At 51.6% G+C, this 13,968-nt stretch carries 10 protein-coding genes; 5 read left to right on the forward strand and 5 right to left on the reverse strand.

What is annotated here, in order from left to right; all coding sequences use genetic code 11:
• Positions 1–31 precede the first annotated feature (31 nt).
• From thrS to ACTH5D_RS14415, 3 genes are all read right to left on the reverse strand, one after another.
• The gene (gene thrS / locus ACTH5D_RS14405) at positions 32–1,954 is read right to left on the reverse strand and encodes a threonine--tRNA ligase (protein WP_441672422.1); all 1,923 of its coding nucleotides are present in this window, start codon (positions 1,952–1,954) and stop codon (positions 32–34) included.
• A 220-nt stretch (positions 1,955–2,174) separates the two neighbouring features.
• Positions 2,175–3,053, reverse strand: a complete 879-nt coding sequence (locus ACTH5D_RS14410) for an OmpA family protein (protein ID WP_441672424.1) — start codon at positions 3,051–3,053, stop codon at positions 2,175–2,177.
• A gap of 307 nt (positions 3,054–3,360) precedes the next feature.
• On the reverse strand, positions 3,361–3,828 hold the full coding sequence (locus tag ACTH5D_RS14415) for a DUF2489 domain-containing protein (RefSeq protein ID WP_441672426.1): 468 nt from the start codon (positions 3,826–3,828) through the stop codon (positions 3,361–3,363).
• A 301-nt stretch (positions 3,829–4,129) separates the two neighbouring features.
• Between ACTH5D_RS14415 and ACTH5D_RS14420 the strand changes: the two genes are divergently transcribed.
• Positions 4,130–4,348 (forward strand): hypothetical protein, encoded by a 219-nt coding sequence (locus tag ACTH5D_RS14420; protein WP_441672428.1) that lies wholly within the window; start codon positions 4,130–4,132, stop codon positions 4,346–4,348.
• A 46-nt stretch (positions 4,349–4,394) separates the two neighbouring features.
• Here ACTH5D_RS14420 and hrpB read toward each other — a convergent pair whose 3' ends face one another.
• Complete coding sequence (hrpB, locus tag ACTH5D_RS14425) at positions 4,395–6,839, reverse strand: ATP-dependent helicase HrpB (RefSeq protein ID WP_441672430.1); 2,445 nt, start codon at positions 6,837–6,839, stop codon at positions 4,395–4,397.
• Positions 6,840–6,846: 7 nt separating this feature from the next.
• Positions 6,847–7,509: a TetR family transcriptional regulator C-terminal domain-containing protein gene (locus ACTH5D_RS14430; RefSeq protein ID WP_441672442.1), complete on the reverse strand. Its 663-nt coding sequence runs from the start codon at positions 7,507–7,509 to the stop codon at positions 6,847–6,849.
• Positions 7,510–7,723: 214 nt separating this feature from the next.
• Between ACTH5D_RS14430 and xdhA the strand changes: the two genes are divergently transcribed.
• The 4 genes from xdhA to guaD are packed head-to-tail and all read left to right on the forward strand — an operon-like array spanning position 7,724 to position 13,808.
• The gene (gene xdhA / locus ACTH5D_RS14435; protein WP_441672432.1) at positions 7,724–9,205 is read left to right on the forward strand and encodes a xanthine dehydrogenase small subunit; all 1,482 of its coding nucleotides are present in this window, start codon (positions 7,724–7,726) and stop codon (positions 9,203–9,205) included.
• Complete coding sequence (gene xdhB / locus ACTH5D_RS14440; protein ID WP_441672434.1) at positions 9,189–11,612, forward strand: xanthine dehydrogenase molybdopterin binding subunit; 2,424 nt, start codon at positions 9,189–9,191, stop codon at positions 11,610–11,612. The genes xdhA and xdhB overlap by 17 nt, the downstream gene beginning before the upstream one ends.
• Positions 11,609–12,490 carry a xanthine dehydrogenase accessory protein XdhC gene (gene xdhC, locus ACTH5D_RS14445; protein WP_441672436.1) on the forward strand — a complete coding sequence of 294 codons (882 nt, stop codon included), beginning with the start codon at positions 11,609–11,611 and terminating at the stop codon, positions 12,488–12,490. The genes xdhB and xdhC overlap by 4 nt, the downstream gene beginning before the upstream one ends.
• 1 nt (position 12,491) lies before the next feature.
• The gene (gene guaD, locus ACTH5D_RS14450) at positions 12,492–13,808 is read left to right on the forward strand and encodes a guanine deaminase (protein ID WP_441672438.1); all 1,317 of its coding nucleotides are present in this window, start codon (positions 12,492–12,494) and stop codon (positions 13,806–13,808) included.
• Positions 13,809–13,968 lie beyond the last annotated feature (160 nt).

Genomic DNA, 13,968 nt, shown 5'->3' on the forward strand with positions numbered 1-13,968 from the left:
TCTGGCTGCTTCTCTTGATCGTTCCGTCTCCTTAGGCAATTGACGATGTCGCCAGGGCTGCTCTCTCGGCGGTGTGACGTTCAATAAATTCATCAACCGTCATAGTACCGAGGTTTTCGCCGCTGCGAGTTCGCACGGCCACTGAGTCAGCTTCGACTTCCTTATCTCCTACCACAAGGAGATAGGGAACTTTCTGTAACGTATGCTCACGGATTTTAAAGCCGATCTTCTCGTTCCTCAAGTCCGCTTTAACACGCAAGCCACTTTTTTGCAGTCGTTTCTCCAATTCAAGCGCATATTCGCGCTGTGAATCGGTAATAATCATAACTACCGCTTGCTGTGGAGCCAGCCATAATGGCATAGCGCCAGCATAATGCTCAATTAGAATCCCCAAGAAACGCTCAAAGGAGCCTAAAATCGCGCGGTGAAGCATCACAGGGGTTTTTCGTGCGCCGTCTTCATCAACGTACTGAGCCCCTAAACGCCCTGGCAAGTTAAAATCGAGCTGTAGAGTACCACATTGCCACACACGATTCAGACAATCGCGCAATGCAAATTCAATTTTTGGGCCGTAAAATGCCCCCTCTCCAGGCTGAAGGTCCCACTCAAGCCCAGTTGCGTTCAATGCGGCCTCAAGCCCTTGCTCTGCCTGATCCCACATTTCAGCCTCGCCCAGAAAATCTTCTGGGCGAGTTGAAAGCTTTAACTCAACGTCATCAAAACCAAGTGTTTTGTACACTTGCAGCGTCAGTGCTATAAAATCTTCCGCTTCCGCCTGAATCTGCCCCTCAGTACAAAAGATATGCGCATCGTCCTGAGTAAAGCCACGCACGCGCATCAGGCCATGCAGCGAACCAGAAGGTTCATTACGATGACAGCTCCCAAATTCAGCCAGGCGCAGCGGCAGGTCGCGGTAACTCTTTAGGCCCTGATTAAACACCTGCACGTGGCAAGGGCAGTTCATGGGTTTGACGGCGTATTCGCGTTTTTCAGACTCAGTGGTGAACATCAGCTCACTGTAGTGCCCCCAGTGCCCTGACTTTTTCCACAAGGAAAGGTCAACTACCTGCGGCGTTTTGATCTCTTGATAGCCATGCTCACGCTGAATCTTGCGCATGTACTCTTCCAAAGCCTGGTACATCGTCCAGCCATTGGGATGCCAAAACACCATACCCGGCGCTTCTTCCTGAATATGGAACAAATCCATTTTACGGGCAAGTTTGCGGTGATCACGCTTCTCAGCTTCTTCTAAACGCTTGAGATAAGCCTTTAGCTGTTTTTTATCGCCCCATGCTGTGCCATAGATACGGGTTAGCATGGTATTGGAGGCGTCGCCACGCCAATAAGCACCCGCTAGCTTAGTAAGCTTAAAGGCCTTTAAATGGCGAGTATTCGGCACGTGCGGACCGCGGCACATGTCGGTATATTCTTCATGATGATAAAGGCGGATGGAGGCGCCATCGGGAATACCGCTAATAATATCCTGCTTATAGGGCTCATCACGCTGCACAAACGTCTGCATAGCCTGGTCGCGATCTACGTATTCACGCACCACATCGTACTCGCGCTCAATCAGAGCCTGCATACGCGCTTCGATAGCGTCTAGGTCATCTGGTGTGATGGATTGACCAAATTCAATATCGTAATAAAAACCATCATCTATGACCGGCCCAATAGCCATTTTGGCGGTCGGGTACATCTGCTTGACCGCATGACCAATCAAGTGGGCACAGGAGTGGCGAATAATTTCTACGCCTTCATCATCCCGCACAGTAATAATAGAAACGCGGGCATCTTGCTCAATCAAATCAGCTGCATCGACTAGCACACCATCAATCTTTCCAGCGATGCAGGCCTTAGCCAAACCAGGGCCAATGGATTCTGCAAGCTGCATAATGGTTAGCGGCGCTTCAAACGTTTTTTGACTGCCATCAGGCAGGGTCACTATAGGCATTCAGATTCCTTGAGCGCAGTGGTGATCCATACCAAGGATCACATATCGCTATCAATGGTCTTGGGAGGCACATAGCTTAACAATATAAGCAGCGACAAGCCTAACAGACTTAGCGCTGCCTCAAAATAAAAACGGGAGGCCAAGGCCTCCCGCTTCTTTACCAAACTCTTGCTGAGTAATCGCTATCTACGATTAGCAAAACCAGCAAAAATAGGTGTGATTACTTCCACTCGTCCAGTTCTACGCGACGGTTCTGGAAGCGACCTTCTTGGGTTTCGTTAGAAGCAATTGGCTGCTCTTCACCGAAACCTACAGATTGCATGCGGTCAGAAGCTACACCGCGGCTAGCTAGGTAGCGCGCAACAGACTCAGCACGCTCTTGTGACAAGTTTTTGTTGTACGCATCAGGGCCGAGTGAATCTGTGTGGCCTTCGATGCTTACACGTACGTCGGTGTTGTTTACTAGACGCTCAGCAACACCGTTGAGTACGTTACGTGCATCAGAAGTCAACTCTGCAGAGTCGAATTCAAAGTTAACGTCTTGCAGTACAACGCTGTCCGGGCAACCCAGCGCATTAACTTCTACGCCTGCTGGGGTGTTCGGGCACTGGTCACGATAGTCAGGCACACCGTCGTTGTCGGAGTCAAGCGGGCAACCGCTTGCGTTAACTTCTACGCCAGCAGGTGTGCCTGGGCACTGATCACGGAAATCAGGCACGCCATCACCATCAGAATCTAGCGGGCAGCCCTCTGCGTCAACTGCAACGCCAGCAGGTACTTCACCGAAGCTAGGGCACTGAGGAGCGACCGGTTCAGGCGTACGATCAGCACACAGCAGACCACCGATAGCGCCACCAACAACAGCGCCGGTAGCGGCACCACTTTCTTCGTCAGAATCGCCGCTAACTGCATAACCAATGCTGCCAGCGATAACACTGCCTGCCAGACCGCAAACAAACGGATGTTTGTACCAGCTGCTGTCACTGCTAGCATTGCTAGCGCTTGATTGGCCGGAAGACTGAGAGGCCGAACTAGCACAGCCAGATAGACCTACTACTAGTGCGGAACCGATTAGCAAGCCAGTCGTTGATTTTTTCATGCAAGACTCCTTCTTGATCCAATGCTGAAATGGTCTTAAGTGACCAAATCTATCCAATGCTTCTTATTTGCGAGAGCATCCATTTTTCGCCTGTTTCGCATTATTAAGTACAGCGCACTCAATCATAACGAAACGGTGTGCCTATCATTAACGCTTAAGCGCAAGAAGGCAACAATGCCAAGATATCAACTTCTTGCCAATACCGACATCATTCAGCATAGCAAAAATGCCACAATGGGCACTAAAAAATTTGCGATGCCTTTTGGCGGTTCAATACCGCACAAAACTGATATTTCTTAATATAATCTCAATGCAATGCATCTGCACCTTTGGCCCGCCATTCTAATACAGCTTTAGCCGCCTCCACTACTGCTTCTCGCATATCATCTTCTGCTGCTAATCTTTCTTTATCTTCCTGCATACGTTCACGGGCTGTCAGTTGCTGGCGAGCCGAGTGAGTTTTCAAATGTCGCGTACGATTAAAGTGCTCACTAAATGCTTGAAATTCTGGCCTTTCAGCCAAACTAGGATCAATGATTTCTAGCAGCACCTTACAACGCCAAGCACCCTCGGTTATATCGACCTGCTGCTGAACTAATGCACTCGTCACATAGTCGAGATTGTCTAAGCTGTTCTGAAGTGCACGGCTATCTTCATCGCGTCGATACGCCTCTCTGCGACCAACCTCTTTGCGCAAGCGCCATGCATATAGGCACAGGCCGATAACAACAGCAATCGCTATAGCAAATAAAATTAACGCCCCCGTTGAGCTCATAAAACCTCATATTAAGCGTGTAAATTTTTTGACGAAAATTGTACACCCTTACACCCCCAATAAGCTAATGGCATATAATGATGAATATTAACGACACCATGTGCCTCATCGACAGACTCATAAGCCCCTTCCTCAACGACACAATGCACGGCCACCAACATCACGGTCTCACAAAGCGAATAATCTGCAGATCAGGGATAAAATCTGTGCATTCACATGCAGATAGATGCCAATCTATAGCTTCAAATATGTAATAATCAACGCTAACTAATACGAACCGCACCACCTGATGGAGTGCCTTATGATTAAGCGTCGCCCTATGTTGCACATCAAAAGCTGCCTAGCTCTTGCACCGCTTCTATTATTGGCAGGTTGCACTACGTACACTTGGCCGGATGGCTCGAAGGAAACTGTCATTGGCGTGGTGCCCGATGATGAGAATCAACGCTATGAAGAGCAACAGGCTGATGGCGTACGCTATCGAATTCCCGATGAAATCCCTGAAACGCGCAGCGAATAAATATGCAGTCAATAAATATAGTGCGGCTAATACTGATGAGGCCTGCTCACGGCTGACCCCGTTTTTTAGTATACGACGTCGCAAGTGCCGTTAGCGGGTCTTCCGGCCATGGGTGCTTAGGGTATCGGCCGCGCATTTCCTTACGCACGTTTGGATAACCATTTTGCCAGAAACTGATTAAATCCTGGGTGACTTGCACTGGCCTGCGTGCAGGCGAAAGCAAATGAATCATCACTGTAACGGCCCCATTCGCCACCGTCGGTGTTACCCGCCAACCAAACGCTTCTTGCAACTTTAAAGCCAGTACTGGCGCGAGCTGCGAAAGGCAAGGCACATAATCCAAATCAATCTGTTTTCCACTGGGCACATTGAGCGCTAGGGGCGCGAGCTGCTCAAACTCAAGCCGCTGCTCCCACGTCAATGTATTGAGCAAATAGCGCCCTAGCGGCAGTTTTTCAATTTGACTCAGCCGATTTATACCAATCAAGTAGGGGGCCAGCCAGTTTTCTAGCGATGCCAGTAGTGCCTCCTCCGACCAATCCGGCCACAGTGTTCCAATATTATCGCGCAACAGTGCCATCCTCCCACGCATCTGCTGCAGCTGATCACCTAACAACCACCTGGAATGCTGTCGAAGGGCAGCCAACAGCGCTTGTTTCACGGCCTCTTCGGGCAAGTGGGCTAGTGGCCTCCTGGCCATCACAAGGCTACCGTGCGCCTGCACTTCCTCGCCAATTAAGCGACCCTGCTCTTGCGACCAAGCCACGCGTGTCTGCCACTGGCTAACGCTAGGATACAGGGAACACAGTGACGCTAACGCCAACGACTCGCCGACGACTATTCGCACCTGACCATTTACCGCACTATTGATTGCGATCGCCACTATATATAACTGATGCGCCAAGACATTACTTAGCGACAGCGTAGCCGTTTTGCCATTGGCGAGTCGAAATTGGCCAGGACTTGTCTGTTGGCCAATACGGTCTGGATAGGCCAGCGCTAAAAGAGGCCCTAAGGGTACTAGCAACGCATCCCCAATGCTCACACCTGCTTTTTTAGCCAGCCTTAGCGCCTCACGCTGCCAGCTTGGAAAACGCTTCGGGTGGCGAAGCCGAAGTGCTAACTCATCGGCCAGAGAACCCTCCGCCGTTTCACGCCCCTCCAACAGCGCTGCAAGGCCACAGGCCAACGGTAGCGCTTTTAAATCACCGGCGCGCTCTAACATTACGGCTATTCGGGGAGCGACCGGCCACTTAGCACAACGGGCACCTAGCGACGTTAGTTTATGATATTGATCTAATACGCCTAGCTGTATCAGTAGCGCCTGACCACTAGACCAAGCGCCTTTTGGGGGCGGTGTGACCCAACGCAAATCCTCTGGCGACGAGACTCCCCAACAGGCCAACTCAAGCACAACGGCTGAAAGATCCGCTTGCTGGATTTCCGGCTCACCGTATGGCGTCAGCGTCTGCTCTTGAGCCCAAAGCCGAAAACACGCCCCTTCACGCTGCCGCCCAGCCCGCCCCCTGCGCTGATCAGCGCTCGCTCGGTTAATGCGCCGCGTCGTGAGTCGCGTTAATCCGCTTCGTGGATGAAAAAGAGGTACCCGCTCTAAGCCACCGTCAATGACGACGTTCATTCCATCGACGGTAATACTCGATTCAGTAATAGCAGTCGAAACAATAATGCGCTGCTGCGATGCACTCGGCGCCAAGGCCGCCTGCTGCTCAGCAATACTCATCCTTCCGTGCAGCGGCCGTACCGCCATAAGAGGCATAGCGCTGCTCAGAGCGGCAACGACGCGATTGATCTCCGCCACGCCGGGCAAAATCACCATCACACCTTGCGTGCCTGGCATTGCAAGCGCTTCGTTGACCACGCGCAGCGTATGATTAGCATCACTCTCACCGCTCAGCCCAGGACGATAAGCGGTTACTACCGGATACTGGCGACCTTGACACTCTATGACAGGAACCTGATCGCCCAGAACTCGCTTAAGAGCATCAGCATCCAGCGTTGCCGACATCACCAGCAGACGTAGATCGTCACGAATGCTGGCCTGAATGTCTAATGCCAGCGCCAGCCCAACATCGGCATCGACGCTGCGCTCATGAAATTCATCAAAGATGATGCCGGCAACGCCTTCTAGCAGCGGATCATCCTGCAGCATTCGAGTAAGCACGCCCTGAGTCACTACCTCTAAACGAGTTTTCGCACTAACACAGCTGCCACCACGCATGCGATAGCCTACCGTTTGCCCAACCGGCTCACCCAGTTGCTGAGACATAAAACTAGCGGCTAAACGAGCGGCAACACGGCGCGGCTCTAGCAAAAGCAACTTCTGACCTTTCGCCCAGTCAGCCGTTAACAGCGTTAATGGAACACGCGTTGTTTTACCCGCTCCCGGCTGAGCAATCAGTACCAGCCGATTATTGGAGGATAAAATAGTTTTAATAGCATCAAGATGCTGATCAACGGGTAAGGCACTCATGATAGGCTCACTGATCCATCACAGAAACGCCAGAGCCGGCCTGAGTAATGCCGCACCCTTTTAAGATAACGTGCTCAAGAAAGCAGGAAATAGATTCAAGATCCTCCGGTGTCAACGCATCTCGCCCTAGAATGCCGCTGACTTGAGCGCTATATTCAGTGTAGTGTTGAGTAGCTGACCAGATTAAGAAAATTAACCACCGGGGGTCCACAGCATCCATTTTACCCTGCGCCGACCACTGGCGCATGATAGTAGCGCGCGCCTCCACCCAATCGCGTAACTCGCCGGCTAAATAATCACTTAGAAAAGGCGCACCCGCTAAAATTTCCGCCGCAAATAATTTGGATCCCGCTGGATAGCGCTGGCCAAGTAGCATTTTTGTACGAATAAAGTCACGGAGTACCGTTGATGGATCACTATCCGGAGTAATGTCTTCAAGGACTTCGTTCCAGCGACGCATCATGCGGTCAAGCAATCGCACATAAAGCGCCTGCTTATTTCCCATGTAGTACAAAACGTTCGCCTTAGGAAGTCCGGCTTGATCAGCAATTGCTTGCAAACTCGCGCCACGAAAGCCGTGTTGAGAAAAGACCAGCTCAGCGGCAGTAAGAATACTAGCCTCTATTTTTTCACGACTCGGAGTTTCATAGCTGGTAGATACAGCGGTCATCAAACGTGTTCCTTAAATGATTTCCTAACGTACCTGGAACGCATTGTTCGGCGGGGTTATTGGCTGCACTTAAACGTCTCATTTTACACAAGTCTGCCCCAAGGTGGTGCGGCGAGCAAATACTTGCAAGGAGAGATGTTTTGTCCCAAGCTCAACGCTTATTGACCGATCGGTCAATACAGTCCAGATCTATACACTCACAGTGGAGTCTGTCATGGCAACGATTGCGTTCCTACTCAATGGCACCCTTCAGCGGTGTGACGTTTCACCCGATACGAGTATTTTAACCTTATTACGCGAGCATTTGGCTCAAACAGGCGCTAAAGAAGGCTGTGCATCGGGCGATTGTGGTGCCTGTACCGTAGCGATCGGTGAATCGACGACTGGAGCGCAAACGTTTAGTAGCGCTAATGCATGCATTACTCCAGCCCATCAACTACAGGGGCGGCATTTAGTGACCATTGAAGGGTTGGCGAAAGAGAAGCACTTACACCCGGCGCAACAAACCATGATTGAGTGCCATGGCAGCCAATGTGGTTTTTGTACGCCGGGCATTGTCATGTCTCTTTTTACCCTGCATGACGATATTCACCAACGCTCTGCTCCGCTAGCATCGGAGCTAGTACAAGAACTGTCTCAAGAGCGCCTTGAAGCAACGCTGGGTGGCAATTTGTGCCGCTGCACCGGCTATCGCCCTATCCGCGATGCGGCGTTACGTATGAATGGCATATCCTATGAGCGCCCCCAATGGTTTGACGCGGCGCTTCCTGTAGAAAAAGGTGAGGCGCTATCAACAAATTCAGAAGGTAACACTTCTTTTTTTGCCCAGCCAGAGTCTCTTGTCGAACTAACACAACTACGGCATCGAGTACCTGACGCACGTCTTGTGGCGGGCGGCACCGATCTGTGGCTGGAAACCACTCAACGCCTGGCACCACTTCCGCAACTAATTGATATTTCTCGCGTTAAAGAACTATTAGCAATTGAGAAAGACACACTTAATGGTCAAGCTGGTTGGTGGATAGGCGCTGGCGTCACATATACCCAACTGCAACCGCTCTTTGAAGCGCATCTCCCTGCCTTTGCCCACCTTCTGCATCGGCTGGGGTCCCAGCAGATTCGCAACCGAGGCACGCTGGGTGGCAATATTGCTAATGCGTCTCCTATCGGTGATACGCCGCCAGTGTTGCTCGTATTAGGCGCACATGTAGAGCTTGCCAGCATAAATGGCAATCGCTGCATAGAACTTGATACATTCTTTTTAGATTACAAAAAGACGGCGCTTGCCGTTGATGAAGTCGTTTCGCGACTCTTTATTCCTCAGCCGCCTGAAGGCCAACAGCTACGGGTATGGAAATTATCTAAACGACGCGGAGATGATATATCTGCAGTCCTTGGCGCTTTTAGCTACCGCTTGGAACAGGATGTTATGCGAGATGTGCGCATTGCCTTTGGCGGTATGGCCGCAACGCCCAAGAGAGCCTTGAACAGCGAAGCGGCATTAGAAGGTCAACCGCTTTCACCAGACGGCTTTAAAGCGGCCCAGCAAGCTCTCGCAAGCGACTTTCAACCAATGGGAGATATGCGCGGCAGCGAACATTACCGCCAGCAAGCTGCTGCCAATCTGCTGGAACGGCTTTACCTTACCCTTTCAGCACCCAGCCAGGAGGTCATGCTCCATGCGTACGCTCACTAAACTGGATGGCGATAGCAGCCGTGCCCGCCGCGAACTGCATGGCCATATTCAAGGATCGGGCCCGCTAGCCCGCCATACCGTTGATAACAGCAGTTCACGCCAAGCTGGCAACGCTAGCTATCATGAAAGCGCCGAGAAGCACGTGACTGGAAAAGCGACGTATATCGACGATTTAAAAACGCCAGCCGATGCGTTGCATATTGCTCTTGGCTTATCCCCCATTGCGCATGGCACTTTGACCAAGCTAAATCTCGACGCAGTTAAGCAAGCGGCAGGCGTTATCGATGTCATTACCTTCCACGACGTGCCTGGCCATACTGACATAGGGCCAGTGTTTCCTGGCGACCCCATCTTTGTTGATACCGACATTAGCTACGCAGGCCAATGTCTGTTTGCCGTTGCAGCGACGTCACTACAAGCAGCCCGACGGGCGGTAATGCTCGCAAAGATTGATGTTGATGAACAACCTGCCAGCCTAGATCCGGTCGAGGCTACCGAGCGCGAAGAATTTGTGCGCCCAACCCACGTGCAAGAGCGCGGAGACTGGCAACAAGCCTTACATCATGCCGAGCAACTCATTGAAGGCGATCTGTTCATCGGCGGGCAAGAGCACTTTTATTTGGAAGGGCAAGCTTGCATTGTGCTGCCAACCGAAGATGAGGGCGTGATTGTCCATACCTCTAACCAGCACCCGAGTGAAACACAAAAGCTCGTTGCGGAAGTGCTTGGCATTCCCTTCCATGCGGTAACGGTCGAAGTTCGCCGCATGGGTGGGGGCTTTGGAGGAAAAGAAACCCAGGCATCACCATGGGCTTGCATTGCCGCCATCATCGCCCGTCGTACTGGCAAAGCAACCCGCTTACGGCTGCCCCGTCGCGAGGATATGCACGCCACGGGAAAACGCCACCCCTTCCATAATCGCTACAAGCTTGCGATTGACGCGCAAGGGGTTATCCAAGGCGGTGAAATTACCGTTATTGGCGACTGCGGGTATTCACCGGATCTTTCCGACGCTATCGTTGATCGTGCGATGTTCCATGCTGACAATGCCTACTCGCTTGGCGATGTAAAAGTAACCGGACACCGCGCCAAAACACATACGGCGTCCAACACGGCGTTTCGAGGCTTTGGCGGCCCCCAGGGCATGATGATCACTGAAGCCGCCATGGATGATATCGCTCGCCAAGTGGGCGAAGACCCCTTAACGATCCGCAAGCGCAATTTTTATCGTGAAGGTCGTGACGTTACCCATTATGGTCAGCAAGTCGACCAGCGCCAACTTCTGCATACGCTGGTCGAGACGCTGGAAAAAGACAGTGACTACTGGGTACGCCGAAAAGCGATTAGCGCATTTAATGTTAATAGCCCGGTGATTAAAAAGGGACTCGCGCTCACTCCGGTTAAGTTTGGCATTTCATTTACTGCCCAGCACCTCAACCAGGCCGGGGCGCTATTACACGTATACACCGACGGTAGCGTCATGATTAATCATGGCGGCACCGAAATGGGCCAGGGACTGCATACCAAGATTTGCCAAGTAGTGGCCCGAGAACTGGGCCTTGATTTAGATAATGTGTGTATTAGCGCAACACGTACCGACAAGGTACCCAACACCTCGCCAACCGCTGCGTCTAGCGGCGCTGATTTGAATGGCATGGCGGCACGCGATGCGGCGAGCAAGCTGCGTGAACGCCTTTTTGACTTTGCGACCGAGCACTTTTCTGAGGGACTAGACCGTGAAGGCATGCGCCTGACAGATGGTATGCTGATCGCGGGTTTCGGCGAAAGTGAGCGCAGCATTCCATGGGGTGAACTGATTCAAACGGCTTATCTCCATCGCATTTCACTATCAGAAAAAGGCTTCTATGCCACTCCGCTGATTCACTATGATCGCTCAGTCGGCCAGGGTCGCCCCTTTTACTACTATGCGTTTGGCGCGGCGGTAGCCGAAGTCAGCGTGGATACGCTCAGCGGCGAGTATCAGATCGATCGTGTCGACATCTTGCATGACGTGGGCGAAGCACTGAACCCCGCTATTGATATGGGGCAAGTAGAGGGTGGCTTTATACAAGGGATGGGCTGGCTAACCAGTGAAGAGCTAAAATGGAACGATAAAGGCGTGCTCGTTACGGATGGCCCTGCGACCTATAAAATTCCTACCTTTGGCGACCTGCCCGCTGTTTTTAACGTTGCCCTGCTGGAAGGCCACCCTAACTCCATGGCAAGCCTTTATCGTTCCAAAGCCGTCGGTGAGCCCCCTTTTATGCTGGGTATTTGTGTATGGTCGGCGCTGCGTGATGCGCTTTCTAGCTTAACTGACTACCAGTTATCGCCTCATTTAGATACGCCAGCAACCCCTGAGCGCGTCATGCTCGCGGCAAATTTGATTAGGAAAAAAGCGCTGTGACTCTACAAATTGCCAACACATGGCATGCGGCGCTTGATTACTTTCAGCGCACAGGCTCACCACACGTTCTCGCGACCCAGATCACCAGTGCAGGATCGACTCCTCGTGAGCCTGGCGCTCGAATGATCATTACCGAAGATGCTATCTTCGATACGCTAGGCGGCGGTACGTTTGAGTGGCAAACCATTGCTGCCGCACGTGCGCGCTTGGCAGAACAGTGTTACGGACTCAGCTTAGAAGCCTTTTCATTAGGCGGACGTAGCGGCCAGTGCTGCGGTGGTTTCGTCAATATACTGTTAGAAGCCTTTCCCGGGTCAACAGCAACACTTGCAGTGTTTGGTGCAGGCCATGTTGGCCGTGAAATCGTTAAGTTAAGCGCCCCCTTACCTTGGCAGTTATATTGGTACGACAGCCGCAGTGATGCCTTTGATAATATTGGCGAAAATATACAACGTCAGCCTCGCCTGAGCTATCAAGCGCTACATGATGCTCAGCAATGCGTGGCCGAACTGCCGTCATGCACACATGCGCTGGTACTCACGCATCATCATGATGAAGATTACGCACTGATTGCGGCGCTTATTCAGCGAGATGACCTAGGTTCCATTGGGTTAATTGGCTCTGAAAGCAAATGGGCAAGCTTCCGCGGGCGCCTTCAACGTGACAATTATACTGCTCAACAAATTCAGCGGGTGCGCAGCCCCATCGGCTGTCTTCATGGCAAAAAGTTGAGCAATAAAACGCCCTATGCGATTGCTTTGACTGTGATCACTGAGCTGCTGTGGCTAGCTGACACGCCTGGCCCACAGGACACTCGTGGCCTTGATTCTCAGGCGCTGCGAGCACTATTTGACGAATCCTCTACTACCACGAGTTGATATGATTTCCTCTACCGATACACTTATTCGCGCCGAATTGATTAGCTTTACACGCGATCCTGGAGACGGCGACACACCACAACCGGGTAGCCTCGAGCACTATGGCGATGGATTACTTTGGTTAAAGGGCCAGCATATTTATGCCGTAGGGCATTTTTCGGAGATAGCACCCTTGCTTCCAGAGGGCAGCCATGTGCTTGACTATCGTGATAAATTAATCATGCCTGGATTTATTGATACTCATGTGCACTACGTCCAGCTCGACATTATGGCATCATATGGTCGACAGCTACTGGACTGGCTAAACGATTACACATTTCCGGAAGAGTGTCGCTTTGCCAATCATGCGCATGCTGAAGCATTATCCAATGCGTTTTTAGATGAAATGCTGAGAGCAGGTACAACTACAGCTCAAGTCTTTGGCTCTAGCCATCCTGGCTCGGTAGATGCCTTTTTCACAGCCTGTCAAAAACGACAGCTGCGCATGCTCGTTGGCAAGGTCCTGATGGATCGCAATGGCCCAGAGGCACTGATGGACGGCGCATCTGGCATTGCAGATAGCGAGCGTCTCATTGAAGACTGGCACGGCAATGGCCGGTTGGGATACAGCGTAACACCACGTTTTGCACCGACATCGACCAAGACACAAATGGATGCCGCCGGCGCTCTTCTACGCAATGATTCAAGCCTTTGGCTACAAACACACCTAGCCGAAAATAGCGGTGAATTAGACTGGGTAGCCGAACTTTTCCCTGGCAGTCGTGATTACCTAGCAGTTTATGAAGAGGCAGGCTTAGTAGGCCCTCGCAGTACTTTTGCACACGGTATTCATCTGACGAACGGCATGCGTCAACGCTTAGCGGATAGAGGCGCTAACGTTGCCTTTTGCCCTAGCTCCAACCTTTTCCTTGGCAGCGGTTTATTTGACCGAGAAGCTGCCGACCATACAGGTATGGCATTTACATTTGCCAGTGACATCGGTGCAGGAACGGATCTATCTGGCTTTGCAACGCTCAAAGCTGCCTATCAAGTGAGCCAACTAGGCGGGCAACCACTTACCGCATGGCAAGGATTTTATGGCTTAACGTTGGGTAATGCTAAAGCTCTCTCTCTGGACATCTATATTGGGCGTCTAGCTCCTACTCTGGAGGCCGACTTCATCGTCATCGACACTCAGGCGACACCATTACTGTCTCGACGAGTAGGCCATTGCACAACGCTTGGGGAGCGGCTTTTTGCCTTGATGATGCTGGCCGATGATCGAGCTATTTATGAAACCTGGGCCGGTGGTCAATGCCAGCATCGCAGAGACCTATAACAGCATGCTTAAAGCCGCTTCATAAGCGGCTTTAAGACTTTGTGTAGCTCGCAAATGTATCTCTCAAATTAAAATCGCTTTTTTCACGCAAAAAAAATCCCCCGGGGCATGTGCCCTGGGGGATTTTTAGTATAAGTGCCTGACGATGACCTACTCTCGC

It is taken from the genome of Halomonas sp. (genome assembly GCF_052095695.1).
GTDB lineage: Bacteria > Pseudomonadota > Gammaproteobacteria > Pseudomonadales > Halomonadaceae > Vreelandella.

Coding starts and splice junctions, on each gene's coding strand:
- ACTH5D_RS14420 (WP_441672428.1), top strand. CDS start 4,130: ATGATTAAGCGTCGCCCTATGTTGCACATCAAAAGCTGCCTAGCTCTT.
- xdhA (WP_441672432.1), top strand. CDS start 7,724: ATGGCAACGATTGCGTTCCTACTCAATGGCACCCTTCAGCGGTGTGAC.
- ACTH5D_RS14410 (WP_441672424.1), bottom strand. CDS start 3,053: ATGAAAAAATCAACGACTGGCTTGCTAATCGGTTCCGCACTAGTAGTA.
- thrS (WP_441672422.1), bottom strand. CDS start 1,954: ATGCCTATAGTGACCCTGCCTGATGGCAGTCAAAAAACGTTTGAAGCG.
- hrpB (WP_441672430.1), bottom strand. CDS start 6,839: ATGAGTGCCTTACCCGTTGATCAGCATCTTGATGCTATTAAAACTATT.
- ACTH5D_RS14430 (WP_441672442.1), bottom strand. CDS start 7,509: ATGACCGCTGTATCTACCAGCTATGAAACTCCGAGTCGTGAAAAAATA.
- guaD (WP_441672438.1), top strand. CDS start 12,492: ATGATTTCCTCTACCGATACACTTATTCGCGCCGAATTGATTAGCTTT.
- ACTH5D_RS14415 (WP_441672426.1), bottom strand. CDS start 3,828: ATGAGCTCAACGGGGGCGTTAATTTTATTTGCTATAGCGATTGCTGTT.
- xdhB (WP_441672434.1), top strand. CDS start 9,189: ATGCGTACGCTCACTAAACTGGATGGCGATAGCAGCCGTGCCCGCCGC.